The organism is Mesorhizobium sp. B2-9-1 (assembly GCF_006439455.1).
Taxonomy (GTDB): Bacteria; Pseudomonadota; Alphaproteobacteria; order Rhizobiales; family Rhizobiaceae; genus Mesorhizobium.
Map to the genome: position 1 here is coordinate 406,505 of NZ_VFTP01000003.1, position 24,224 is coordinate 430,728.

Here is a 24,224-nt window from a genome sequence, read left to right on the forward strand (position 1 = left end):
CCGTGGCCGCCATGACCGTTTCGCCCTTCGATCACCCGCTGCTTTCCGGCCTGCTCGGCGACGAAGAGGCGGCCAGACATTTTTCCGTCGAAGCCGACATCGCCGCGATGCTCAGCTTCGAGCGGGCGCTGGCCGAGGCGGAAGCCGAGTGCGGCGCAATACCCTGCGATGCGGCGGCGATCGTGAAAGCGCTGGCGGCGTTCCGGCCGGACACGGCGAAGCTGCGCGCCGGCGTCGCCACCGACGGCGTCGTGGTGCCGGAACTGGTGCGACAGATCAAGGCTGCTGTTGGCGTGCCGCACGATGCGCACGTTCATTTCGGCGCCACCAGCCAGGATGTGATCGATACGTCGCTGGTGCTGCGCCTGGGCGAGGCGGTCGAGCATGTCGGCCTGCTGCTCAGCGAGAACGTCGTGCGGCTCGCCGGACTCGAACAGGATTTCGAGGGCAGGGCGATGATGGCGGTCACGCGCATGCAACCGGCGATACCGATCGCCGTGACCGACCGGATCGCTTCCTGGCGAGCGCCGCTCCAGCGTCACCAGGAGCGTTTGAAGGAGCTCTCCGGCCGGCTGCTGGTGGTGCAGTTCGGCGGTGCCGCCGGCACGCTGGAAAAGCTCGGCGACAAGGCCGCCGCAGTGCGCGCCGCGCTTGCCGGCAAGCTCGGCCTTGCCGACGCGCCGCAATGGCACAATCAGCGCGACGCGCTCGCCGAGTTCGCCGGCTGGCTGTCGCTGGTGACCGGCAGCCTCGGCAAGTTCGGGCAGGACGTTGCGCTGATGGCGCAGGCGGGCACCGACATCAAGCTCACCGGCGGCGGCGGTTCATCTACCATGCCGCATAAGCAGAATCCCGTGAAGGCGGAAGCCCTGGTGGCGCTCGCCCGCTTCAATGCCATCCAGCTTTCCGGAATGCACCAGGCGCTGGTGCATGAGCAGGAGCGCTCGGGTTCGGCCTGGACGCTGGAATGGCTTATCCTGCCGCAAATGGTCGTGGCGACGGCGGCCGCGCTCAGGCTTGCGGCAGAGTTGGCCGCGCAGGTCGAGAGCCTCGGTCATTGATGCGCACGCAGGTCGCCATCATTGGCTCCGGGCCGTCCGGGCTGTTGCTCGGCCAATTGCTTGCCACGATTGGCGTCGAGACAATCATCCTCGAGCGGTCGAGCCGCGAGCATGTGCTTGGGCGGGTGCGCGCCGGTGTGCTCGAACAGGGCACGGTGGACCTGCTCGGCGAAGCGGGCGCGGCGGAGAGGCTCTATGCCCAGGGCCTGCAGCATGCCGGCATCTCGCTCGCCTTCGGCGGCCGCGCGCATCGCATCGACATGACGGCGCTCACCGGCGGCAAGCATGTGACCGTCTATGGCCAGACCGAGGTGACGCTCGATCTGATGCAGAAGCGCGAAGCGGCGGGTCTCCCGACCGCCTTCGAGACGTCGAATGTCGCGCTGCATGATTTCGGCGGCGCGTCGCCCTTCGTCACCTACGACAAGGACGGCCTCACGCATCGCATCGACTGCGACTTCATTGCCGGTTGCGACGGTTATCACGGCATCAGCCGCCGCTCGGTGCCAGAGGACGCGCTGAAGACGTTCGAGCGGCAATATCCGTTCGGCTGGCTGGGCGTGCTGGCCGAGGTGCCGCCGGCCGACCGCGAGCTGGTCTATGCCAATCATGAGCGCGGCTTTGCGCTCTGCTCGATGCGCTCGCCGCGACGCAGCCGTTACTATGTGCAGGTTCCCGCCGACGAGCGCGTCGAGGCCTGGTCCGACGACCGCTTCTGGGACGAGTTGCGCCGCCGCCTGCCGCCGGCGACGGCTGCCGCCGTCACCACCGGCCCCTCGTTCGAGAAGTCGATCGCGCCGCTGCGCTCCTTCGTCGCCGAGCCGATGCGCTTCGGCAGGCTGTTCCTGGTCGGAGACGCCGCCCATATCGTGCCGCCGACCGGCGCCAAAGGCCTCAACCTCGCTGCCAGCGACGTGCGCTATCTGTTTGCCGGGCTTCGTGAATTCTATCGCGACGGCTCGCAGACAGGACTCGACGCCTATTCTGCCAAGGCGCTGGCGCGGGTGTGGAAAGCGGTGCGCTTTTCCTGGTGGATGACGACAATGCTGCACCGTTTTCCGGAGACGGGAGAGTTCGGCCAACGCATCCAGGAAGCCGAGCTCGACTATCTCGTGCATTCGAGAGCCGCATCGACCGCACTCGCCGAAAACTATGTCGGCTTGCCCTATTGATCTGCCTGGGCCGTCAAACCCGCTCCAGCGCGATGGCGATGCCCTGGCCGACACCGATGCACATGGTGGCCAAAGCCAGCTTGCCGCCGCGCTCGCGCAGCTCGAGCGCCGCCGTGCCGGTGATGCGCGCGCCCGACATGCCGAGCGGGTGACCGAGCGCGATCGCGCCGCCGTTCGGATTGACGTGCGCGGCGTCCTCGGCGATGCCGAGCTGGCGCAGCACGGCAATGCCTTGCGAGGCGAAAGCTTCGTTCAATTCGACGACGTCGAATTGCTCGGGCGTCAGGCCAAGGCGAGCGCAAAGCTTCTTGGTGGCCGGCGCCGGACCGATGCCCATGATGCGCGGCGCCACACCGGCGACGGCACCGCCGAGGATGCGAGCGATCGGCGTCAGGCCATGCTTCTTCGCCGCCGCTTCGGAGGCGATGATCAGCGCGGCCGCGCCGTCATTGACGCCAGAGGCGTTGCCGGCGGTGATGCTGCCGCCCTGGCGGAACGGCGTCGGCAGTTTGGCCAGCGCTTCTATGGTGGTGCCGGCCCGGGGATGCTCGTCCTTCGAGACGACGACCGGATCGCCCTTCTTCTGCGGGATGGTCACCGGCGTGATCTCCTTCGCCAGCCGGCCGCTTCCTTGCGCGGCCACCGCCTTGTCCTGGCTGCGCATGGCGAAGGCGTCCTGGTCCGCGCGGGAAACGGAAAAATCCTCGGCCACGTTCTCGCCGGTCTCCGGCATGGACTCGACGCCATACTGCTTCTTCATCAGCGGGTTGACGAAGCGCCAGCCGATGGTGGTGTCGTAGATCTCGGCATTGCGCGAGAAGGCGGCGTCGGCCTTCGGCATGACGAAGGGCGCGCGGCTCATCGATTCGACGCCGCCGGCGATCATCAATTCGGCTTCGCCGGACTTGATGGCGCGCGCGGCGATGGTGACGGCATCCATGCCCGAGCCGCACAAGCGGTTGACTGTCGAACCGGGGATGTCCTGCGGCAGGCCGGCAAGCAGCAGCGCCATGCGCGCCACGTTGCGATTGTCCTCGCCGGCCTGGTTGGCGCAGCCATAGACGACATCATCGACGGCCGACCAGTCGACGCCCAGATTGCGCTCGACCGAGGCCCTCAACGGGATGGCGCCAAGATCGTCGGCGCGGACGGAGGACAACGAGCCGCCGAAGCGGCCGATGGGCGTGCGGATGTAATCGCAGATGAAGGCGTCGATCATCTAGGCAGCTTTCCCTTCGGCGATTCCTTGATGCGCCGCCTTGGTGCGGGCGTGCAGGTCGCGCAATGTCTTCAGCTCGAGTTCCGTCGGCGCCGGCGTCTCGTCAAGAGCCTCGGCGAACTTGACCGTCCAGCCACAGGTCTCCTGCACCTGCTCGCGCGTGACGCCGGGATGCAGCGACACCACGGTAAACTCCTTGGTCGCCGGGTCCGGCTTCCAGATGGCGAGGTCGGTGATCAAAAGCATCGGCCCTGCGGTGTCGATGCCGAGCCGCTTGCGATGATCGCCGCCTTCGCCATGGCCGAAGGAGGTGAAGAAGTCGATCTTTTCGACCATGCCGCGCTTCGACTGCGCCATGGTAATGTAGACTTGCTTTGACGAGGTGGCGATTTCCGGCGCGCCGCCGCCGCCGGGCAGGCGGGTCTTCGGATGCGCATAGTCGCCGATGACGGTTGTGTTGATGTTGCCGAATTTGTCGAGCTGGGCGGCGCCCAGGAAGCCGATCGAGATGCGGCCGCCCTGCAGCCAATAGCGGAACATCTCCGGCACGGAGACGGTGGCGACCGCGGTCTCGCACAATTCGCCGTCGCCGATCGACAGCGGCAGAACGTCGGGGGCGGCGCCGATGGTGCCGCTCTCGTAGATCAGCGTGATGTCGGGCGCATGGGTCAGCCGCGCGACGTTGCAGGCGGCCGACGGCGCGCCGATGCCGACGAAGCAGACATCGTCGCTCTTCAAGGCGCGGCTGGCGGCGATCGTCATCATCTCGTTCGGGGTGAAACCAATATCCTTCGCGTCGCTCATGCGGCTTTCCTCAGATGCTCGACGCGGCCGGCAAAGTCATCCGGGCTGCTCTCCATGACGTTCTGCTGCATCCACGCCTGGAAGCGGCCGCGGTCGGCGGCGATCTCGTCCCATTCGAGATAGGCGGCGTTGTCGCGCTCGTAATAGCCATGCGTGTAGGAGGGATGCGAGCCGCCGGGCACGACCGAAATCGCCGCGATCGTCCAGTTCGGCAGCACCGTGAGATTGGGGTGGAGGTCGTCGAAATTGTCCACCATTTCCTCGACCGTCACAACAGCGCGCTTTGCGGCAAGGACGGCCTCCTTCTGGATCCCGATGATGCCCTCGACCAGCACATTGCCTTTCCGGTCCGCCTTCTGCGCGTGGATGAAGGTAACGTCAGGCCTTATCGCCGGGACGGCGGCCAGCACCTCGCCGGTGAAAGGGCATGTGACGGATTTGATGTTCGGATTGACCGCGGCAAGGCCGGCGCCGCGATAGCCGCGGAACACCGCGCAGGGCAGGCCGGCGGCGCCCGCCTCATAGGCATTGGCCATGCCGGCGTGGCTGTGCTCCTCGACCTCGATGACGCGAGGAAAGCCGTTCTCGATGGCGTCGCGGGCGCGCCTGAGCAGGCCGACGCCAGGATTGCCGATATAGGAGAAGACGATTTTCCGCGCCATGCCCATGCCGATCATCTGGTCGTAGATCAGGTCGGGCGTCATGCGGATCAGCGTCAGGTCGCGAAAGCCCTGGCGGATCGCCTCATGCGCGGCGGCGGTCGGGATCAGATGGGTGAAACCCTCGAAGGCGACCGTATCGCCGTCATGCAGGTTTTCCGCGACCGCCTCTTTCAGCGGCAGGAACTTGACCATCGGGGCGGCTCCGGAGATGCAAAAAAGTTCGCATTGCGAACATAGTCTTATCACCGGTCGTGCCGCTCCGGGCAAGCCATCGACAAGGCGAAGGCCGATGCCTTCGCCATTGTCGAACCTACGCTCGATCGCCGTGCCGATCACGGACCGCTGGCACGGAACGCCCCACCGTCGTCATCCACGGGCGGAGCGGGAGCGAAGCGGACGCGTAGACCCGAGGATCCATTCCGTGACTTCGAAGCGTTGCTGCGGTGCAGAATTCTGCTCCGCTGCGCTCTTCGATCAAGGTCACGGAATGGATTCCAGGGTCTCCGCGACGGAGCTTCGCTCCTGCTCCGCCCTGGAATGACGAGGGATTTTGAAAGGTTGCCGTTTGTCTTCGAGCAAGATTTTCCGTTCATTTCCGTGAAATCAGCGCAAACGCTGGGGATTGGTTGAAGCCGCCCCAACATCGTCATTCTATGGCGGAGCAAGGAGCGAAGCGACGCGCGCAGACCATAGAATCCATTCCGTGATGTCGAGGCGTTGCCACGGTCCAGAATTCCGCACCGCTGCACCCCACGGCAAAGGTCACGGAATGGATTCCAGGGTCTCCGCGACGCCGCTTCGCGGCTGCTCCGCCCTGGAATGACGATCGCGATAGGCGTTTCGGCCAATCTCCAACGCATGCCACCGGGGGAGTTTGAGAGAGACCTAAATCTCCGGGATGCTCTCGCGGAAGATCACTTGCAGCCGAGGCTGGTGCAGCTCGTAGGGCAATCCTCTGACCGAATGCGACAGGATGTTGAGCGCCTCCCTGGCCTCCACGCGCGGGTTCTGGTCGATCACCGCGTCGAGCGTGCCGTCGAGCAAAAGCTCCTTCGTGCCGTCGGTCACCTCATGGCCGAGGAAGATGATCTCCTTCGCGCGTCCGCGTTCCTTCAGCGCTCGGGCGATCCCGGTGTTGCCGGCGCCGACATTGTAGATCGCAGCGAGGTCGGGGTGGCGCTCCAGCAATGCGGAGGCCTCGGAATAGGCCTTGTCGCGATCGTCGAGCATTTCACGCATCTCGACGATTTCGAGGTTGGGCGATTCTTCGGCGAGGATATGGCGGAAACCCATCTCGCGCTCCTCATGGCCGCGATAGGCGAGCGAGCCTGCGAACAGCGCGACTTTGCCCGGATGGCCGGCGCCCATGAAGCGGTTGAGCAGATAGCCGGCCAGCCGGCCCGCGGCGCGGTTGTCGATGCCGATATAGGCGACCCTCGGCACGTGCAGGATGTCGGAGGCGATGGTGACGACCTTGATGTCGCTCGCCGATAGCGAGCGGATCGCCTCGCGCACCGTCGGGTGGTCGAGCGCGATGACGCCGACGCCTTGCGTCTGGCCATGCAGGTCCTGCAGCAGGCGGGCAAGCCGGTCGGGGTTGAAGCCTTCGATGGTCGTCACGCGGACGTCGAGATCGGGCCGCGCCAATGCCTGCGCCTCGATGTGCCGGTGTAAGAGCTTGATGAAGGAGTTGGTGCCGGCCGGCAGCGCGAAGTCGAGCCTTACCGTTTGGCCCGGCACGAAACGTTGCGGCGTCCCGTTCGGCGTTTCGGCGATGTATCCCAGGCGTTGCGCCATCTCGATGACGATCTCGCGCGTGCGCGCCCGCACGCCCGGCCGGTTGTTGAGCACGCGGTCGACCGTGGCCGGAGAAACGCCGGCTTCCCGGGCTATGTCTGTCAGGGTTGACCGCACGTCGAGCACCTCATCGCAAGCATCAAAATCACGCAGCGTCCACTCAGTTCCGGAAAACGCCTCGGCAGCGCCCGCGATTCTGATGTGAAATGATGTAACCGCCCTTGGCCTGGGCGCAAGCCGGCGCGGTACATAAGGCGGCGAAGGTCCGGCCAAGCCGGGAGGATCGGGGCGAAAGCCCCTCAAATCCAAGCAATGGGTGCGCTGTGATGGGTCGGGCGGGCGGCATTTTCTCTCTCATCTGCGATCTTATGACGTATTTTGAGCATTTATGATGTTGACAGGCTTCATGCACTGCCGTCAATATCCCTCACGTGGGCCATGGAGGAACAGGCCCGAGGGAGGAATTCGATGTCTCAACTGATCCGCATGTCGCGGCGCCGCCTGTTGGCGTCCGGAGGAAAGGCGGCTGTCTTCGTCGCCGCGACTGGTATTGCACCGCAGTTCATTCGTCCCGGCCGCGCCTTCGCGGCGGATGCGCTGGCGCCTGGCATGATCGGCGGGCCGACCGGCTTCGACGGCGCCGAACGCTATCAGTACGGTCCCGACACGCCGGAAGGGCGCGCGGTCGAGGCGGCCAAGGCGCTGAAGGCGGCGGGCAAGGCGCCGACGAAGATCGTTCTCGGCCTGTCCGATGGCTCGATCGGCCAGCTGACCAAGCCTTTCCCGGCCGGCGCGCCGTCGATCAAGGATCTGTGGGAAAAGGAAACCGGCATCCAGATAGAGATCGTCGGCCTGCCGAACGGCCAGGAATTCACCAAGACGATGCAGGACATCTCCACCAAGGGTGGGGCCTACGACATCTATTCGACCGAATGGAACCGCCTTGGCGATCTCGCCGAGACCGGCGGCATCGCCAAGCTCGACGACTTCGTCGCCAAGCACAAGCCGGAATGGGACGACCCGAAGCAGGGTTACGTCAACGGCGCCAAGGGCGTGTCGCTGCTCAACCAGTATCGCGGCTCGACCTATGGCGTGTCGCTCGACGGCGACTTCCAGACCTGGGTCTATCGCAAGGACCTGTTCGGCGATGCGGCCGAGCAAAAGGCCTTCAAGGACAAATATGGCTACGACCTCGCTCCGCCGAAGACCTGGAAGCAGCACAGCGACGTCGCGGCCTTCTTCCAGCGGCCGGACAAGGGCCTGTTCGGCTCCACCGACCTGCGCAACCAGGGCTGGGGCTACACAAACTGGTACCAGCGCTATGTCTCCATGGCCTCGCCCAACCAGTTCCTGTTCGGCGATGACGGCAAGCCGCTGATCAATTCCGAGCATGGCATCGCCGCCACCAAGGAATATGTCGATTCGCTGGCGCATCATTCGCCCGACGCGATCTCGTGGGGCTGGCCGGAGCAGTACGGCAACTTCGCCAAGGGGGGTGCTGCGATGACCTGCGCCTTCTCCAACCTGCCGAAATTCCTCGATAATGCCGGCAACAAGGATTCGGCTGTCACCGGCAAGATCGGCTCGATGCTGCCGCCGGGGCGCGAGATCGACGGCAAGCTGATCAGCCGTTCGGTGCTCTGGTTCTCGCTGACCGGCATGGTGTCGTCGCAGTCGAAGAATCCGGAGGCAGCCTACCTGTTGCTGCAGTGGCTCGGCTCCGCCCGCATCTATGCCTGGATGAGCGCCAATCCCGGCGGCTATCTCGATCCTTTCCGGCTCTCGGATTTCTCCGATCCGCTCGTACGCCAGACCTATCACGCCTACCACATGGACGTGGTGCGCGAGACGGTGGCGCGCACGGTGCCGACCATCAACTATCCAGGCGCCACGGCCTTCCACAACGCGCTCGACGAGAATCTTGTGGCCTCGCTGACCAAGGCCAAGACGCCGGAGCAGGCTATGGCCGACACCGAACGCGAGTGGAAGAAGATCGCGCGCCGCATCGGCGAGGACAAGCTCCTCGAAGCCATCAAGACCAACAAGGAGGCCTGGCCCACGGTTCTCGATCCGATCAGCTGATCCGCCTCCCTGGATCAGAGCCGGAGGGGAGGGGCGTCAGCTCTTCCCCTCCTTCCTTAACGCCGCCAGCAAAGCAGCCAGATGAAGCGTTCCGTTCTCTTCGAGATATTTCGTTACGCCGCGATCCTCGCGGCGATGGCGGTGACGCTGGTGCCGATCCTGTGGATGGTGTCGATGGCCTTCAAGCCGATCGGCGAGTGGTCGGCGACCGGCGCCGACCTCACCTGGTGGCCGAAGCATCCGACTCTCAGCAATTTCCGCTTCGTCTTCGGCGAATCCGACAACGACCTGATCGTCGCACTCGACCATACGGCGCTGAAGCCGATCCTGTCGTCGCTGCTCTCGGCGGTGTTCGGCACCGTGATCGCCATGTCGGCGGGCACCGCCGCGGCCTACGGCCTGTCGCGTTTCGGTTCGGGCCAGAACCTGCCGCTGGCGCTGATCCAGCTCAGGCTGTTTCCGCCGATGGCGGTGATGATCCCGGTGATGATCATGTGGGCCTTTCTCAACCTCAACGACACGTGGTTGGGGCTGGCGCTGATCTACGGCATCGTCACGCTGCCCTTCGCCTTCTGGCTGATGAAGACCTTCTTCGATGACATGCCGCGCGAGATCGAGGAGGCAGCACTTGTCGAAGGCTGCTCGCGGCTGCGCGTCTTCACGCGCATCACGCTGCCGATGATGCGGGCGCCGCTGGCGAGCGCCGCGCTCTTCGTCTTCATCCTCAACTGGTCGGACTATCTCATCGCGCTGCTGCTCACCACGCGCGAATGGGTGACGGTTCCCGTCTATATGGCGTCGCTGTCCTCCTCGATGACCGGGCAGCTCTACGGCGCCAAGGCCGCGCTCGGCCTGATCGCGGCGGTGCCGCCGGTGATCATGGGCATCGCTATCCAGCGCCATCTGGTGCGCGGGCTGACCTTCGGAGCGCTCAAGCAATGAGCGCGGTGACGGCGATGATTTCGGAGGACAAGATGGGCGCGCGGACAAAGCCCGCCACGCCTGACGAGGGCGCACGGCTGGGCTTCCGCCTGACCTTGCCGGCGCAGATCCTGGTGCTGTTCATCTCGGCCTTTCCGCTGCTGATGCAGCTCTACATCAGCGTCACCGACTGGTCGCCGCTCTCCGGCATCGGCTGGTGGAACGCCTGGGAGATGTGGAACAGTTTCGCCAACTACACCGACCTTGCGGCCGACACCCGCTTCTGGAGCGCGCTGCAGCGCACCGCGATCGTCATGCTCGTCTGCGTGCCGGCCGAGTTCCTGCTGGGTCTCGCGCTGGCGACGCTGTTTGCGGACGACTTTCCCGGCAAGCGCATCTTCTATTCGATCCTTTTGATGCCGATGATGGTCGTGCCGGCGGTCGCCGGCTACATGTTCTTCATGCTGTTCCAGTCGGGCGGCCCGGTGAACGACATCCTGTCGCGGATCGTCGGCACGCCGGTGACCATCGCCTGGCTGTCGGATCCGAACCTGGCGCTGATCGCCGTCATGATCGCCGACATCTGGCAGTGGACGCCGCTGATGTTCCTCATCCTGCTCGCCGGCCTGGTCGGCGTGCCGGAGGACCAGATGAAGGCGGCGACCCTGCTCGGCGCCAATGCGTGGCAGCGCTTCGTCACCATCGTGCTGCCGAAGATGAAGACGATCATCATCATCGCGCTGGCGATCCGGGTGATCGAGAACTTCAAGATCTTCGACACGCTCTACATCATGACCGACGGCGGCCCCGGCGTCGCCACCGAGACGATCTCCGTCTACATCTACAAGGTCACCACGCAGGACCTGATCTGGGGTTATGTGGCGGCGATCGCTTTAGCCATCCTGATCGTGCTCTCGATCGTCGCGGTCTACGCCATGAAGCGCATGGCCAAGGGCCGGGAGGTGCCGGCATGAGCACCATCCACCTTCAAAACCTGGTCAAGAAATTCGGCGACTTCACCGCGCTGAAGACGATGGATCTCGAAATCGCCGATGGCGAGTTCATGGCGCTGCTCGGGCCGTCCGGCTGCGGCAAGTCGACGACGATGAACATGATCGCCGGCATGGAGGAGCCGACCAGCGGCAAGATCCTGTTCGGCGAGCGCGACATGGCGGGCGTGCCGATGGGGCGGCGCGGCGTCGGCTTCGTGTTCCAGAACTACGCCATCTTCACCCATATGACGGTGCGCCAGAACCTTGCCTATGGTCCGAGGATGCGCGGCGCCGCCAGGGCCGAGATCGACCGCCGCGTCGGCGCCATCGCCGAGATGCTGCAGCTTTCGCCGCTGCTCGACCGCAAGGCGGACCGGCTCTCCGTCAACATCCTGCAGCGCGTGGCGATCGGCCGCTCGGCGATCATGGAGCCGGCAATCTTCCTGCTCGACGAGCCGCTGTCCAATGTCGACGCGGCCTTCCGCGCGGTGATGCGCACCGAGCTCAAACAACTGCAGCGCCAATTCAGGCAGACGATGGTCTATGTCACGCATGACCAGCTCGAAGCGATGACCATGGCCGACCGCATCGCGGTGATGGACCATGGCGTGCTGCAGCAGGTCGGCACGCCGCTCGAAGTCTATAACAATCCGGCCAATGTCTTCGTCGCGCGCTTCATCGGCGCCCCGGGCATGAACCTGCTGAAGGGCAGGCCGGCCGAAAGCGATCGCGGGCTGGTGATCGATCTCGGACCGCTCGGCGTCACGCCGCCCTTGCCGGATGACCTGGTTTCGGCTGTGCGCGCGGTGCGCGGCGACGTGCTCTATGGCTTCCGACCTGAGCAGGTGGCGCTTGCCGAGCGCGGGCTGTCGATGCCGGTGAGCTTCGTCGAACGGATCGGCGCGCGCACCATCGTCCATCTCGGCGAAGCCGAGAGCGCGGTGAAGGCGGTGTTCGAGAACGATGTCGGGCTGTCGGTCGGGCAGACGGCGATCGTCGCGCCGCCGGCTTCCTCGGTACGCGTGTTTGACGCCGAGACCGGCCTTGCAGTGAGGGCGGGCTGAGACATGGCCGATATCATTTTCCGCAATGTCACGAAGCGCTATGGCAATACGCTTGCCGTCGACGACGCTTCCTTCACCGTCAACGACAACGAGTTCTTCTGCTTCTTCGGCCCGCCGCTGTCGGGCAAGTCGACGATCCTGCGCCTTGTGCTCGGCCTGGAAGTGCCGGACCAAGGCGAGATCCTGATCGGCGGCAAGCCGGTCAACGGCGTTTCGCCGGCCGAACGCAATGTCGCCATGGTGTTTCAGAACCTGGCGCTGTTCCCGCATATGAGCGCGCGCGACAATGTCCGTTTCCCGCTGGTCGAGCGGAAGGTTGCCGAAGCCGAGATCGAGAAGCGGCTGGCCGACGTCGCGGCGAAGCTGCATATCGGCCACATCCTACACAAGCCGCCGGCGCAGCTTTCCGGCGGCGAGCGGCAGCGCGTGGCGATCGCGCGCGCTTTGGTGCGCGACCCGGCCGCCTATCTGATGGACGATCCGATCTCGGCGCTCGATGCGCGGCTGCGCGAGGAGACGCGCGTCGAGCTTAAGCGCATCCAGCGCGAGCTCGGCAAGACGCTGATCTACGTCACGCACGACCAGGAGGAGGCGATGTCGGTCGCCGACCGCATGGCGATCCTGGAGAATGGCCGCATCAGGCAGATCGGCGCGCCGGCCGAAATCTACGACCGGCCGGCCAGCGCCTATGTGGCGCGTATGCTGGGTTCCCCGATGATGAACATCCTGCCGTCGGTGCGCGGCGTAAGCGGGATCGAGGCGGCCGAAGGGACCATCCGAATTGCCGATGCCAAGGCGCCCGCCGAGGCGGTCGAGATCGGGCTGAGGCCGGAAGACATCAAGGTGCGGCCCTGGACGAGCAACGGGACGGCGGAAGGCCGCCCGGCGCGGGTGTTCGAGGTCGAGCCGCTCGGCGGCTACACCGTGGTGACTTTAGCGGCAGGGGAAGCGCGGCTCAGGGCACTGCTGCGCGGGCAGCCCGATATCAGGCCGGATGCGATGGTGGCGATATCCTGCGAGCCGGGTCGCGTGCATTATTTCGGCCAGGACGGAGGTGCGCTGTGACGGCGGCCGCGAGGACAGAATTTCGGGAGGAAGAGATGGCAGAAAAAGGCTTCGAGCCGGACGTCAAGGTTCGCACCAGGGACTACCGGATCGGCTGCGTCGGCGCCGGCATGATCATGGCCGAGTGCCATCTGGCGGCCTACAAGGAAGCGGGCTTTCCGGTGGTGGCAATCGCCTCTCGCACCAAGGCGAATGCTCAGAAGGTCGCCACCCGCTGGGGCATTCCGACCGTACACGACACGCCGGAACAGCTGATCGACGATACCAACGTCGACATCATCGACCTGGCCTTTCCGCCGGACCAGCAGCCGGCGCTGATCCGCCATGCGCTGAAGCAGAAGCACATCAAGGCGATCCTGGCGCAGAAACCGCTGGCGCTGTCGGTCGAAGAAGCCGTCAAGCTGCGCGACGAGGCGGCGAAGTCGGGCAAGATCCTCTCGGTCAACCAGAACATGCGCTACGACCAGTCGATGCGCGTGTTGAAGCAGATCATCGACAGCGGCGCGCTTGGCGACATCGTCTTCGCGCAGATCGACATGCACGCGATCCCGCACTGGCAGACCTTCCTCCAGGGCTACGACCGGCTGACGCTTGCCAATATGAGCGTGCACCATCTCGACGTGCTGCGCTTCCTGTTCGGCGATCCCGACGAGATCACGACGCTGACGCGCAAGGACCCGCGCACCCAGTTCGACCATTCCGACGGCATCACCGTGTCGACGCTGCGCTTCCCGTCGGGCGTGCTTGCCGTCTCGCTGGAGGACGTCTGGTCCGGTCCGCGCCAGGAAGGTTACAAGGACGACCAGCACATCAACTGGCGCGTCGACGGCACCAAGGGCGTCGCCAAGGGCACGATCGGCTGGCCGACCGGTGCTGCCTCGACGCTGACCTACGCTTCGGCCGAGACGGCCGGCGGCGAATGGGTGAGCCCGAGCTGGGAAACGATGTGGTTCCCGCATGCCTTCATCGGCGTGATGGAACAGCTGCAGCACGCCGTGAAGACCGGCACGCCGCCGGCGCTCTCCGTCGCCGACAACGTCAAGACCATGGCGCTGGTCGAGGCGGGCTACCGCTCTATTGCCATGGGCCGCACGGTCAAGCTCTCCGAAATCTCAACAAACTGAATCAACTGAATCGCTTACAGGGAGGAATTCAAGATCATGATGCAGGCAGGTATTTTCACGGGCTATTTCCCGTACGGCCTCGAGGAGACGGCGCAGAAGATCCGCGGTCTCGGTTTCAACACGGTGCAGCTCGACCTGCACTTCAAGGACATCGACCTCTCGGCCGGCCAGATCACCGCGGACAAGGCCAAGAAGGTGCGCAACACCTTCCGCGACCACAACCTGCCGATCTGCTGCGTGTCGGGCTACACCAACATCATCCATCCGGACAAGGCGGAGCGCGAGAAGCGCGTCGGCTATCTCAAGGAGATCATCCGCAATGCGCGCCATTTCGGCTCGCCTTACGTGATCTCGGAGACCGGCACCTACAACACCGAGTCCGACTGGGTGCATCACCCGAAGAACAAGACCGAAGAAGGTTTTGAGGAATGCCGCAAGGTGATCGCCGACCTTGCCCAGACGGCTTACGACCACGGCGCGGTCTTCCTGCTCGAAACCTATGTCAACAACGTCGTCGGCTCGGTCGAGGAGACGGTGAAGATGTTCGCGCAGGTCGACCATCCTGGCCTCGGCCTGCTGATGGACCCGACCAACTATTTCGAGACCCACAACATCGACCGGATGGACCAGATCCTGAACCAGGTCTTCGACACGCTGACCGACAAGATCAGAATAGCCCACGCCAAGGACGTCAAGCGCTCGGGCGACGACAAGTCCGAGAAGCATGCCGATATCGGCGACGCCGACGCGATGGAAAGCCACACCTTCCGCGGTGTCGGCGAGATCGAGCTGCCGGCGCCCGGCCTCGGTTCGCTGAACTACGACCTCTACCTCAAGCGTCTCGCCGAGAAGCATCCGAACATCCCGGTGATCATCGAGCATCTGTCGGAAGACGACGTGCCGCGCGCGAAGAAGTTCCTCGACGGGAAGCTGCGCGTCAACGGCCTTTAAGGGTCGCGCGGGCGCCGTCGCTCGGACGGCGTCCTGCGGCTTGCACGAACACATAGTGGAGGAAACCAGATGTTGAAATTCGGATTGAAACTGGCGGCCGCGGCGACCGTATTCGCCAGCGTTGCGTTCGGCTCGGCTGCGCAGGCCGCGGACGGCCAGAAGACATTCTATCTCTTGTCGCATGGCGGTCCGTCCGACGCGTTCTGGATCGACTGGAATGCCGGCGCCACCAAGGCCTGCGACCAGCTCAAGGTGACCTGCAAGATCTCCTTCAGCGGCGGCGACATGGCGGCGCAGAAGGAAGCCTTCAACTCGGCGCTCGCCGCCAAGCCGGACGGCATTGCCACGACCTCGGCGCAGCCGGGGCTGTGGACCGAGGAAGTGAAGGCAGCTAAGGCGGCCGGCATTCCGATCGTGTTCTTCAACACGGACGATCCGGCCACTGGCCGCCAGGCCTATGTCGGCGCCGACCTCAAGGAAGCCGGCGCCATCTGGGCGAAATATCTCGTCGACCACAAGATGGTGAAGCAGGGCGACAAGGTGTTCCTCCCGGTCGAGGTGCCTGGCGCCAGCTACCAGCAGCTCGAGACGGAAGGCATCGCCGGCGTCTTCGATCCGCTCGGCATCAAATATGACGTGGTCGATTGCGGCACCGATCCGGCCGGCATCATCGCCAAGATGACCGACTATATGGTCGCCAACAATCCGCCGGCGATCATCGCGCTCGGCGATTCCGTGGCGGCCAGCGTCAAGCGGGTGTTCGACGGCGCCGGCATTCCGGCCGGCAAGATCCCGGTCGTCGGCTGGGGCAATTCCAAGGAGACGGCGCAGGCTGTCAAGGACGGCTTCGTCAATGCCGCCGCCTGGCAGTACCCGTCGGCGCAAGGCTTCATGCCGGTCGCGCTGCTCGGTCTCGCGGCTTCGGGCGAGCCGATCGGCTACGACATCCACACATTCGGCCTCTACGACGCCTCCAGCGTCGAGCCGATCCTGAAGCTCTACGACAAGAAGTGAAAAAACTGGCGCCCGCCGTGTGAGCGGCGGGCGCAAGGCAGAGAGCATGGTTCAGCAAGTCATGGTTGAGCAAGTCGGGGCGGTCACCTCGGAAGACGGCGCAGGGCGCGCGAAAGGCAGGTCGAGCCTGATGCGCTCGCCGCAATTCTCCTCCTTCGTCATCCTCATCGTGCTGCTGGCGGTGTTCGCGGTCGCCGACGGCAATTTCCTGTCGCCGCTCAACATCTCCAACATGATGGCGTTCCTGCCGGAGCTTGGCATCATCGCGCTCGGCATGACGCTGCTTCTGACCGCCGGCGAATTCGACCTGTCGGTCGGCGCGGTGTTCGCGCTTGCCCCGGTGGTTGTGATGCTGCTGGTGCAGAATGCCGGGATCGATATCGGCGTGGCGCTGCTTGCGGGGCTACTGCTCTGCATCGCGATCGGCGCGATCAACGGCGTGATCGTCACCAAGATCGGCATCTCGTCCTTCCTGGTGACGCTGTCGATGCTGCTTATCGTGCGCGGTGCGGCGCTCTACATCACGCAGGGTTTTCCGCTGAAGTCCTGGGACCAGCCGGGCTTCTTCGTCACGCTGCTGGCCGGCAGCTTCAACATCGGCGCGTTCCGCTTCTACACCTCGCTCTGGTGGTTCATCGGCCTGTCGCTGCTTGCGGTCCATGTGCTGCGCTACGCCAAGCTCGGCAACTGGATCAGCGCCATCGGCTCCAACCGCAGCGCGGCGGTGGCGCGCGGCGTGCCGGCCGACGCGGTCAAGATCTGGCTGTTCATCCTGACTTCGGTGCTCGCCGGGCTCGCCGGCATGATCAGCGCTTTCCGCATCTCGGCGGCTTCGCCGGTTGCGGGCACGGGCTACGAGTTGGAGGTGATCGCCATGGTCGTGGTGGGTGGCACGGCCCTGACCGGCGGCCGCGGCACGATCCTCGGCACCATCGTCGGCGCGCTGATGCTGCGGGCGATCCGCAACGGCATCGTGCTCGTCGGCGTGCCGGGGCTGGCCTACAACATCTTCGTCGGCGTTATCATCCTCGCCATGCTCATCCTGCACGCGCTGCTGCAGAAAAACGCCGCAAGGAGCTGACGATGATGCAGGAAGTGCTCCGGCTGCAGAATCTGCAAAAATCCTTCGGCAGCGTGCGCGCGCTGAAGAATGCCTCGCTGACGCTCAAGGAAGGCGAGGTAGTGGCGCTGCTCGGCGACAACGGCGCCGGCAAATCGACGCTGATCAAGGCGATCTCTGGCGTTTTCCCGATCGATCGCGGCGATATCTATGTGCGCGGCGAGAAGGTCTCGATCCGCTCGACGCGCGAGGCGATGGACCTCGGCATCGAGACCATCCACCAGGACACCTCGCTTGCGCCCGACCTCAGCATCGCGCGCAACCTGTTCCTCGGCCGCGAGCCGGTCAATCTCAAATGGCTGGGCGTCTTCGCGCCGCTCGACCTCGCCAAATTGCGCGATGCGGCTTCGGCGCTTCTCAAGCGCGTCGGCATCTCCAAGAAGCTCGACGCCGATGCACTGGTCTCGACGCTTTCCGGCGGCGAGCGCCAGTCGATCGCGATCTCGCGCGCCATGCAGTTCGCCGCCAAGGTGATCATACTTGACGAGCCGACCAACAATCTCGGCGTCGAGGAGACGCATGGCGTGCTGCGCTTCGTCAAAGAGATGCGCGCGGCCGGGCATTCAGTGCTCTTGATCACTCACAACATCCACCACGTCTTCGAGGTCGCCGACCGCATCATCGTCATGCGCCGCGGCGAGATCGTCGCCGAGCAGACGGTCGCCGACACCGACCTCCTGACCGTGGAAAGCCTGATAACCGGCGCCGACCTGTCGGCCCTGATGAAAAGGGCGCAGTGACGGCATGGTGAAGCTCTACGGACAGACGCTTTCGCGCCGGCAGGTCGCCGAACGCTCCGGCATGCTGTCGCAGTTCGCCGGCGTGCGGCTGATGACGCTCGGCGACGGCGTCGAGCGCGGCATCCGCATGCTTGAATTCCGCACCGGCTCGGGCCTGCGCTTCACCGCGCTGGTCGACCGCGCGCTCGACATTGCCGATTGCGAATACAAGGGCCAGGCGATCGGCTGGCACTCGCCGAGCGGCTTTCGCCATCCCGGTCTGCATGATTATGAAGGCGAGGACGGCTTCGCCTGGGGCCGGTCCTTTTCCGGCCTGCTGGTCACCTGCGGCCTCGACCACATTCTCGGCCGCAACGAGGTGCCTGCCGAAAACTACAATTATCCCGGACGCAAGACTGTAAAGCATTCGCTGCATGGCCGCGTCGGCACCATTCCGGCGCGGCTCACCGGCTACGGCGAAAGCTGGGACGGCGACCGCTGCGTCTTGTGGGCGGAAGGCATCGTCCAGCAGGCCAGCGTGTTCGGCGAGGACCTGCATCTCATCCGCCGCATCGAGGCCGATGTCGGCGGCAGCGAGATCCGGCTATCGGACCGCGCCGTCAATCACGGCTTCCACCGCACGCCGCATATGTATTTCTACCACGTCAATGTCGGGCATCCGCTGCTCGACGAAGGCTCGCGCTATTTGGCGCCGATCCGTGACGTGGTCTGGGCCGCGCATGAAGGCGAGCGCTACGAAGCGCAGAAGGTCGGCTACCGCACGGTTTCTGGGCCACAGCACGGCTTCAGCGAGCAGGTCTGGCAGCATGAGCTTGGCGCCGACACCAGCGGCGAGGTGCCGGTCGCCGTCGTCAACGATCGGCTTGGCCTCGGATTCGAGGTCGTCACCCGCAAGGACCAGCTGCCTTGTTGCTATGAGTGGCAGAATTTCCAGGCCGGGCAGTATGCGCTTGGCATCGAGCCCTCGACCCATCATGTGCTCGGCAATCTTGCCGCGCGCGAGCGCGGCGAGATGATCTGGCTGGAGCATGGCGAGACACGGGCCTATGACGCCGTGTTTCGCGTCCTTGATGGCAAGGATGCGATTGCCGATGCGGAACACAGGATAGCGACCATCGCCCGCCAGCCCGAGCAGGATTATCCTCAGCCCTCCGGCAATTTCCCAGGACTGGCGGGCAGGGGATGAGCGCGACGACTATCCATAGCAAGCCCTCCGGCCGGAGGACCGGATTTGATTGGAGGCCGATTTGACGATGGCAAAGAAGCGTGACTACAGCCTTGTCGGCGAAAGCACTCGGCTTGCGATCGAGACCGGGCTCGCCTCGGCCGAGTGGTACCATACCGACGTGCCGCGCAAGACCATGAAGGAATTGATGCAGCGCTCCGACGGCCCGGCGATCCGCGACACCATCATCTGGATCGTCGCGATCCTGGGCTCGGCGGCCGGCATCGTCTGGTTCTGGGGCGGTTGGTGGGTCGTGCCGTTCCTGTTCGTCTATGGCGTGCTCTACGGCTCGTCGAGCGACTCGCGCTGGCACGAATGCGGCCACGGCACCGCCTTCCGCACGCGCTGGATGAACGACGTCGTCTACCACATCGCCTCGTTCATGCTGATGCGCAATCCGGTGCAGTGGCGCTGGAGCCATGCGCGCCACCACACCGACACCATCATCGTCGGCCGCGATGCCGAGATCGCGGTGATGCGGCCGCCGGACCTTATCAAGGCGGCGCTTGCCTTCACCGGCATTCTCGACTTCCGCTATTCGCTGCCGACGCTGGTACGCCAGGCCCTCGGCACATTGTCGGACGAGGAGAAGAGCTACATCCCGGAGATGGAGCAGCACAAGGCGGTGACTGCGGCGCGCTGGCACATGGTCGTCTACGCCGCGACGATCGCCGTCGCGATCGCGCTTGGGTCATGGATACCGCTGGTGCTGATCGGCCTGCCGCGCCTCTACGGCACCTGGCACATGGTGCTGACGGGGCTGTTGCAGCATATCGGGCTCGCCGACAACGTCACCGACCACCGGCTGAACACCCGCACCGTCCACATGAACCCGATCAGCCGGTTCATCTACTGGAACATGAATTACCATGTGGAGCACCACATGTTCCCGATGGTTCCGTATCACGCGCTGCCGAAACTGCATGAATTGATCAAGCACGATCTGCCGGTGGCGAACCCCTCGATGTGGCATGCCTATCGCGAGGTCTGGCCGGTGCTGCTCAGGCAACTGAAATACGAGGACTATTATCTCAAGCGCGAATTGCCGCCGACGGCCAAGCCCTATCGCGGCGAATTCCATGATCTCGACATAACGGCGGCGGCCGCCGAATAGGCGCAGCTTAGGCAAATTGGAGACAGACGATGGCGGAGTGGGTCGAAGCATGCGCGGTGGATGACGTGGACGAGGAAGATGTGATCCGCTTCGATCATGGCGGCCGCACCTTCGCGATCTACCGCTCGCCGGACAACGCGTTCTTCGCCACGGACGGCTTCTGCACGCATGAAAAGGCCCATCTCGCCGACGGGCTGGTGATGGACGACATCATCGAATGCCCCAAGCACAATGGCCGCTTCAACTACAAGACCGGCCAAGCCAAGGGCGCGCCGGTCTGCGTCAACCTCAAGACCTATCCGGTCAAGGTCGAGGCCGGTAAGGTGATGATCGATATCGGCTGAAAGCCGCCAGACAAACAGGATGTACCGATGAGCCGAAAGAGACCGACCGTTGCCGACCTGCGCGCCATGAAGGGCAAGCGGCAGCTGACCATGCTGCGCGTGCTGACGCTGGAGGAAGCCGAGGCTGCCGAGCGGGCAGGGGTCGACATCGTCTCGGTGCCGCCGGAACTGGTGCTCAACCCGCAATATCGCGACGCCGCGCCCCGCCTCTTCACCATGCCGGGCGACAATTTCTTCGAGATCGGCACGGCCGACGATTTCGTGCGCTGGTCGTTCCGGCTCTACAAAGCCGGCGCCGACGCGGTCTATTGCAGCGCCGGCTACGCCACGATCAAGCGCATGGCCGACGACGCCATTCCGGTGATCGGCCATGTCGGCCTGATCCCGTCGCGCGCGACCTGGACCGGCGGCTTCAAGGCGGTCGGCAAGACCGCCGATACGGCCATGCAGGTGTTCGAGGCGGTCAAGCAGTTGGAGGCGGCCGGCGCCGTCGGCGCCGAGATCGAGGTGGTGCCGGTGGAGGTGGCGAAGGCGATCTCGGAGCGCACTTCGCTGATCATGCTGTCGATGGGTGCCGGCACCGGCTGCGACGCGCAATATCTGTTCGCCGAGGATATCCTCGGCACAAATCGCGGTCACATGCCGCGCCACTCGAAAGTATACCGCAATTTCGCCGCCGAATATGACCGGCTGCAGCAGGAGCGCATCGCGGCGTTCTCGGAATATGTGGCCGACGTCAACAGCGGCGCCTATCCCGAAGACAGGCATATCGTGCACATGGATCCGGACGAGCTCACCCACTTCATGAAGAAGGTGGATGCAAAGCCCTGAACCGAGAATCGAAAAGCGTCAGCCCGTGGCCGGAGGGCCTTGCCAGATTCCGCTGACGAGAGCGGCATAGAGCGCTTCGACATCGATGCCGAGCGGCCTGTCTTCCTTGAGCGTCGCCACATGCGAACGCACGGCCGCGTGGATCGCGCCGGTGGCCGGCGCGAGCGCCATGCCCTCGCGCAAGTCGATGGCCTGCGCCGCGGCCATCAGCTCGAAAGCGATCAGCCGCCGCCACAGCACGATCATCTCGGCGCATTTGGCGATGGCGAGCGGCGTCTGCGTGGCGTGATCCTCGACGCCCTCGGACACGGGCAGGAAATCGAGCATCACCGGATTGGCCTTGTGGCGGATCGCGGCCAGGATCGCCGTCACCGTCTTCTGCAACGGGACGAAGCCGGCAGAGGCACCGCCGACCGGCGAGAGGTACTTCGGCAGGCCGTGACGGGTCGAGCCGGTGAGCTGGATGAAGCGCGCGGCGGACGCTGCCGCGCATTGCGCGATCGCAAGGCCCAGCGTCTCGAAGGCGAGCGCCAGCGACGCGGTGTGGAAATTGCCGGTCGACATGACCAGTTCATCCTCCACAAGCACCAACGGATTGTCGGCGGCGGCGTTGAGCTCGATCTCGACAGCCAACCTGGCATGGTCGATCGCCTGGATCAGCGCGCCGTGGATCGAGGGCATGCAGCGGATCGACAGCGGGTCCTGGATGGCGGTCGGCGCCGGCGCCTCATCGCGCGCCAACAGGTCGCGCAGCGCCTTCGCCGCAAGCTGCTGGCAGGCGCCCGGGCGTGCCTGATGCTGGCGCGGATCGAGGATGGTGCGGTTGGCGCCGATGCCTTCCATCGTGAGCGCGCCGGCCTGCTGCTGTTGTTCGAGCGCCGACAGCGCATCGGTCAGCGCCAGCGCCGCGGTCCCGACGGAAACCGCTGAAGCGTTGATCAGCGATAGACCGTCCTTCGGCGAGAGAATGACGGGTGCAAGGCGCGCCATCATCAGCGCCTTGGCGGCAGGCATGCGGCGGCCCTGATATTCGGCTTCGCCATCGCCGATCAGCACGCGGGCGATCGCCGTCATCAGCAGAAGGTCGCCGGCGCCGATCGAACCCAGCGACGGCATCACCGGATGCACGCCGGCATTGAGCGCCTCGACCAGCGCGGTGAACACGCGCGGCGACAGGCCCGAGCCGCCGGCGGCGAGCATCGCGATGCGGGCGAACATCGCCGCCCGCGCCGCCGGCACCGGCAGAGCCTCGCCGACGGCGGCGCTGCGGCCGTCGATCAACTGGCGCTGGAAGGCGCCGGCGTCGCCTTCGACAGCCGTGACGAGATTGGCGCCGAGCCCGGTGTTCAGCCCGTAAATCTGCTGGCCGCCGGCCGCGGCGGCATCGAGAACCTGGCGAGCCTTGTCGAGCTTTTCGAGGACTGCCGGCGTGACCTCGACCTTGCAGGCGTTGCGCGCGGCGGCAACCACATCCTCGATGCTGACGCCAGCGCCGGTGAGAACGAGCGGGCTCATGCGAAGCGCAGCCTCTGGCCGATGCCGTTTTCGCCGGCCTTGGCGAGCATGGCCTTGCCGAGCGCGATGTCTGAGAGCGAGAGGCCGCGATGCCAGAACAGGATCGTCTCGCCATCGCTTTGCCGGCCGGGTTTGAGGCCGGCGGCGATCTGGCCGAGCTCGGCGTGCAGCGTCGCTTCGCTCAGCCGTCCCGTCTCGACATGCGCGCGCAGCGAGCCGAACTTGCCGCCCTTGCACTGGCCCCAATCGTCGACGACGATCTTCTGCATAATATCGGTCAATGACAGCTCGACCGCGCTCATCGTGCCATAGGGCACGACCAGCGCGCCGCGCTTGATCCATTCGGTCTTGAGCAGCGGCTGCGGTTCCGGCAGCCGCGAGGCTTCGACGACGATGTCGGCGCCCTCGACACAGCTTTTCCAGTCAGCCACGGCCATGACCGGCTTGCCGAGGTCGGCCGCCAGCCTCGCGACGAAGCTATCGCGGCTTTCGGGCCGGCGTGAGTGGACGCGGATCTCGTCGAAGTCGAAGAGATGGTCGAGCAGGCGCACGTTCCAATAGGCGGTGCCGCGCGCGCCGATATGGCCGAGCACCTTGGACGACCTCTTCGCCAGATGCTTGGCGCCGATGGCGGTGACCGCGCCGGTGCGCATATCGGTGATGACGGTGGCGTCGAGGATAGCGCGCGGCGCGCCGGTGCGCGGATCGAAAAGGTTGAGGATGCCGAATTCCGACGGCAGGCCGTGCCTGTAGTTGTCGACATAGTCGCCCACGATCTTCACGCCGGCGGTGTCGAGCGGCGCCACATAGCCGCGCAGCACGTTGAAGTGGCCGTGGAAGGACGGGTCGGGCTCGAGATGGACCCGCGGCTCGATAACGGTCTGGCCGTTGCCCTGCGCGACGAGCCCGGCTTCGACGGCGCCGATGATCTCGGCGTCGGTCATGGCAAGCGCTTCGATGTCGAGAGCATTGAGGTAGTCGATATAAATCGGCTTCATGCGTTTTCCTCGGCCACCCCGGGCTCATCCATAACAGGCGAGACGGCGACACGGAAGTTTGTTGGATAAGCTCTGGACTGGGCCGGCGCCACGGCGAAGTGTGCATGGTTCTGCCGTCCAAAGCCGGCGCGGAGGTTTCGGGTCTGCGCGCGTCGCTTCGCTCCTTGCTCCGCCCTGGACGCGCAGCATGGCGAGCTGGTGTCGATCGGGCTTGCGGGACAGACGAACCATCTGGTGACGGCTTTGCAGATACCGCTCGACCCGCAGTTCGAGGTGAAGTGAGGCGCCGGCTTCCCCTTCTCCCCTTGTGGGAGAAGGTGGCCGAGCGAAGCTCGGTCGGATGAGGGTGTTCCAGGGAATGCCAACGTCTCACTCCGCTGGAACACCCCTCAGCCGTCTCGGCGCTGCG

The 24,224-nt window shown here is 65.0% G+C and carries 22 protein-coding genes and 1 pseudogene; 17 read left to right on the plus strand and 6 right to left on the minus strand.

What is annotated here, in order from left to right:
- Positions 1–11 precede the first annotated feature (11 nt).
- Both FJW05_RS09220 and pobA read left to right on the plus strand, forming a co-directional pair.
- On the plus strand, positions 12–1,061 hold the full coding sequence (locus FJW05_RS09220) for a 3-carboxy-cis,cis-muconate cycloisomerase (RefSeq protein ID WP_140630615.1): 1,050 nt from the start codon (positions 12–14) through the stop codon (positions 1,059–1,061).
- A complete protein-coding gene (gene pobA / locus FJW05_RS09225; RefSeq protein ID WP_140630617.1) occupies positions 1,061–2,233 on the plus strand; it encodes a 4-hydroxybenzoate 3-monooxygenase in 1,173 nt (390 codons plus the stop codon). The genes FJW05_RS09220 and pobA overlap by 1 nt, the downstream gene beginning before the upstream one ends.
- Before the next feature lie 13 nt (positions 2,234–2,246).
- Here pobA and pcaF read toward each other — a convergent pair whose 3' ends face one another.
- The 4 genes from pcaF to FJW05_RS09245 form a co-directional block, all read right to left on the minus strand.
- Positions 2,247–3,452 (minus strand): 3-oxoadipyl-CoA thiolase, encoded by a 1,206-nt coding sequence (gene pcaF, locus FJW05_RS09230; protein WP_140630620.1) that lies wholly within the window; start codon positions 3,450–3,452, stop codon positions 2,247–2,249.
- On the minus strand, positions 3,453–4,256 hold the full coding sequence (locus tag FJW05_RS09235; RefSeq protein ID WP_140630622.1) for a CoA-transferase subunit beta: 804 nt from the start codon (positions 4,254–4,256) through the stop codon (positions 3,453–3,455). It abuts the gene before it with no gap.
- Entirely contained in the window at positions 4,253–5,110 is an 858-nt protein-coding gene (locus tag FJW05_RS09240; protein ID WP_140630625.1) for a CoA transferase subunit A, read from the minus strand. The genes FJW05_RS09235 and FJW05_RS09240 overlap by 4 nt, the downstream gene beginning before the upstream one ends.
- 693 nt (positions 5,111–5,803) lie before the next feature.
- Positions 5,804–6,832, minus strand: coding sequence for a LacI family DNA-binding transcriptional regulator (locus FJW05_RS09245; protein ID WP_140630628.1), 1,029 nt, complete (start codon positions 6,830–6,832; stop codon positions 5,804–5,806).
- Between the two features lie 351 nt (positions 6,833–7,183).
- Here FJW05_RS09245 and FJW05_RS09250 point away from each other — a divergent pair, with 351 nt between their 5' ends.
- The 14 genes from FJW05_RS09250 to FJW05_RS09315 all read left to right on the plus strand — a co-directional run bounded on the left by FJW05_RS09250 (position 7,184) and on the right by FJW05_RS09315 (position 21,302).
- Positions 7,184–8,797, plus strand: coding sequence for an extracellular solute-binding protein (locus tag FJW05_RS09250; protein ID WP_140630631.1), 1,614 nt, complete (start codon positions 7,184–7,186; stop codon positions 8,795–8,797).
- 81 nt (positions 8,798–8,878) lie between these two features.
- The gene (locus FJW05_RS09255) at positions 8,879–9,739 is read left to right on the plus strand and encodes a carbohydrate ABC transporter permease (RefSeq protein ID WP_140630634.1); all 861 of its coding nucleotides are present in this window, start codon (positions 8,879–8,881) and stop codon (positions 9,737–9,739) included.
- On the plus strand, positions 9,736–10,692 hold the full coding sequence (locus FJW05_RS09260) for a sugar ABC transporter permease (RefSeq protein ID WP_140630636.1): 957 nt from the start codon (positions 9,736–9,738) through the stop codon (positions 10,690–10,692). Before FJW05_RS09255 ends, FJW05_RS09260 begins: the two co-directional genes overlap by 4 nt.
- Positions 10,689–11,774 (plus strand): ABC transporter ATP-binding protein, encoded by a 1,086-nt coding sequence (locus FJW05_RS09265; protein WP_140630639.1) that lies wholly within the window; start codon positions 10,689–10,691, stop codon positions 11,772–11,774. Before FJW05_RS09260 ends, FJW05_RS09265 begins: the two co-directional genes overlap by 4 nt.
- 3 nt (positions 11,775–11,777) lie before the next feature.
- Positions 11,778–12,839, plus strand: a complete 1,062-nt coding sequence (locus FJW05_RS09270) for an ABC transporter ATP-binding protein (protein WP_140630642.1) — start codon at positions 11,778–11,780, stop codon at positions 12,837–12,839.
- Between the two features lie 35 nt (positions 12,840–12,874).
- Positions 12,875–13,963 (plus strand): Gfo/Idh/MocA family oxidoreductase, encoded by a 1,089-nt coding sequence (locus tag FJW05_RS09275; RefSeq protein ID WP_140630645.1) that lies wholly within the window; start codon positions 12,875–12,877, stop codon positions 13,961–13,963.
- A 36-nt stretch (positions 13,964–13,999) separates the two neighbouring features.
- Positions 14,000–14,914, plus strand: a complete 915-nt coding sequence (locus FJW05_RS09280; RefSeq protein ID WP_140630648.1) for a sugar phosphate isomerase/epimerase — start codon at positions 14,000–14,002, stop codon at positions 14,912–14,914.
- 69 nt (positions 14,915–14,983) lie between these two features.
- A complete protein-coding gene (locus tag FJW05_RS09285; protein ID WP_140630651.1) occupies positions 14,984–15,928 on the plus strand; it encodes a substrate-binding domain-containing protein in 945 nt (314 codons plus the stop codon).
- Positions 15,929–16,058: 130 nt separating this feature from the next.
- Positions 16,059–17,009 carry an ABC transporter permease gene (locus tag FJW05_RS09290; RefSeq protein ID WP_140631036.1) on the plus strand — a complete coding sequence of 317 codons (951 nt, stop codon included), beginning with the start codon at positions 16,059–16,061 and terminating at the stop codon, positions 17,007–17,009.
- Between the two features lie 2 nt (positions 17,010–17,011).
- On the plus strand, positions 17,012–17,788 hold the full coding sequence (locus tag FJW05_RS09295; RefSeq protein ID WP_140630653.1) for an ATP-binding cassette domain-containing protein: 777 nt from the start codon (positions 17,012–17,014) through the stop codon (positions 17,786–17,788).
- Between the two features lie 4 nt (positions 17,789–17,792).
- Entirely contained in the window at positions 17,793–18,974 is a 1,182-nt protein-coding gene (locus FJW05_RS09300; protein WP_140630656.1) for an aldose 1-epimerase family protein, read from the plus strand.
- A gap of 67 nt (positions 18,975–19,041) precedes the next feature.
- Positions 19,042–20,127 carry a fatty acid desaturase family protein gene (locus tag FJW05_RS09305; protein ID WP_140630659.1) on the plus strand — a complete coding sequence of 362 codons (1,086 nt, stop codon included), beginning with the start codon at positions 19,042–19,044 and terminating at the stop codon, positions 20,125–20,127.
- Positions 20,128–20,156: 29 nt separating this feature from the next.
- Positions 20,157–20,471, plus strand: a complete 315-nt coding sequence (locus FJW05_RS09310) for a MocE family 2Fe-2S type ferredoxin (RefSeq protein ID WP_140544396.1) — start codon at positions 20,157–20,159, stop codon at positions 20,469–20,471.
- A 27-nt stretch (positions 20,472–20,498) separates the two neighbouring features.
- The gene (locus tag FJW05_RS09315) at positions 20,499–21,302 is read left to right on the plus strand and encodes a 3-methyl-2-oxobutanoate hydroxymethyltransferase (RefSeq protein ID WP_140630662.1); all 804 of its coding nucleotides are present in this window, start codon (positions 20,499–20,501) and stop codon (positions 21,300–21,302) included.
- An 18-nt stretch (positions 21,303–21,320) separates the two neighbouring features.
- Here the strand turns inward: FJW05_RS09315 and hutH are convergent, their stop codons facing one another.
- On the minus strand, positions 21,321–22,817 hold the full coding sequence (gene hutH, locus FJW05_RS09320; protein ID WP_140630664.1) for a histidine ammonia-lyase: 1,497 nt from the start codon (positions 22,815–22,817) through the stop codon (positions 21,321–21,323).
- The gene (locus FJW05_RS09325; RefSeq protein ID WP_140630667.1) at positions 22,814–23,815 is read right to left on the minus strand and encodes an ornithine cyclodeaminase family protein; all 1,002 of its coding nucleotides are present in this window, start codon (positions 23,813–23,815) and stop codon (positions 22,814–22,816) included. Before FJW05_RS09325 ends, hutH begins: the two co-directional genes overlap by 4 nt.
- Before the next feature lie 177 nt (positions 23,816–23,992).
- On the opposite strand from FJW05_RS09325, the pseudogene FJW05_RS27680 reads away from it, so the two are divergent.
- Positions 23,993–24,097 (plus strand): annotated as a pseudogene (locus FJW05_RS27680) (carboxymuconolactone decarboxylase family protein); the annotation flags it as partial.
- Positions 24,098–24,224 lie beyond the last annotated feature (127 nt).

Coding starts and splice junctions, on each gene's coding strand:
- FJW05_RS09220 (WP_140630615.1), top strand. CDS start 12: ATGACCGTTTCGCCCTTCGATCACCCGCTGCTTTCCGGCCTGCTCGGC.
- pobA (WP_140630617.1), top strand. CDS start 1,061: ATGCGCACGCAGGTCGCCATCATTGGCTCCGGGCCGTCCGGGCTGTTG.
- pcaF (WP_140630620.1), bottom strand. CDS start 3,452: ATGATCGACGCCTTCATCTGCGATTACATCCGCACGCCCATCGGCCGC.
- FJW05_RS09235 (WP_140630622.1), bottom strand. CDS start 4,256: ATGAGCGACGCGAAGGATATTGGTTTCACCCCGAACGAGATGATGACG.
- FJW05_RS09240 (WP_140630625.1), bottom strand. CDS start 5,110: ATGGTCAAGTTCCTGCCGCTGAAAGAGGCGGTCGCGGAAAACCTGCAT.
- FJW05_RS09250 (WP_140630631.1), top strand. CDS start 7,184: ATGTCTCAACTGATCCGCATGTCGCGGCGCCGCCTGTTGGCGTCCGGA.
- FJW05_RS09255 (WP_140630634.1), top strand. CDS start 8,879: ATGAAGCGTTCCGTTCTCTTCGAGATATTTCGTTACGCCGCGATCCTC.
- FJW05_RS09260 (WP_140630636.1), top strand. CDS start 9,736: ATGAGCGCGGTGACGGCGATGATTTCGGAGGACAAGATGGGCGCGCGG.
- FJW05_RS09265 (WP_140630639.1), top strand. CDS start 10,689: ATGAGCACCATCCACCTTCAAAACCTGGTCAAGAAATTCGGCGACTTC.
- FJW05_RS09270 (WP_140630642.1), top strand. CDS start 11,778: ATGGCCGATATCATTTTCCGCAATGTCACGAAGCGCTATGGCAATACG.
- FJW05_RS09275 (WP_140630645.1), top strand. CDS start 12,875: ATGGCAGAAAAAGGCTTCGAGCCGGACGTCAAGGTTCGCACCAGGGAC.
- FJW05_RS09280 (WP_140630648.1), top strand. CDS start 14,000: ATGATGCAGGCAGGTATTTTCACGGGCTATTTCCCGTACGGCCTCGAG.
- FJW05_RS09285 (WP_140630651.1), top strand. CDS start 14,984: ATGTTGAAATTCGGATTGAAACTGGCGGCCGCGGCGACCGTATTCGCC.
- FJW05_RS09290 (WP_140631036.1), top strand. CDS start 16,059: ATGCGCTCGCCGCAATTCTCCTCCTTCGTCATCCTCATCGTGCTGCTG.
- FJW05_RS09295 (WP_140630653.1), top strand. CDS start 17,012: ATGATGCAGGAAGTGCTCCGGCTGCAGAATCTGCAAAAATCCTTCGGC.
- FJW05_RS09300 (WP_140630656.1), top strand. CDS start 17,793: ATGGTGAAGCTCTACGGACAGACGCTTTCGCGCCGGCAGGTCGCCGAA.
- FJW05_RS09305 (WP_140630659.1), top strand. CDS start 19,042: ATGGCAAAGAAGCGTGACTACAGCCTTGTCGGCGAAAGCACTCGGCTT.
- FJW05_RS09310 (WP_140544396.1), top strand. CDS start 20,157: ATGGCGGAGTGGGTCGAAGCATGCGCGGTGGATGACGTGGACGAGGAA.
- FJW05_RS09315 (WP_140630662.1), top strand. CDS start 20,499: ATGAGCCGAAAGAGACCGACCGTTGCCGACCTGCGCGCCATGAAGGGC.
- hutH (WP_140630664.1), bottom strand. CDS start 22,817: ATGAGCCCGCTCGTTCTCACCGGCGCTGGCGTCAGCATCGAGGATGTG.
- FJW05_RS09325 (WP_140630667.1), bottom strand. CDS start 23,815: ATGAAGCCGATTTATATCGACTACCTCAATGCTCTCGACATCGAAGCG.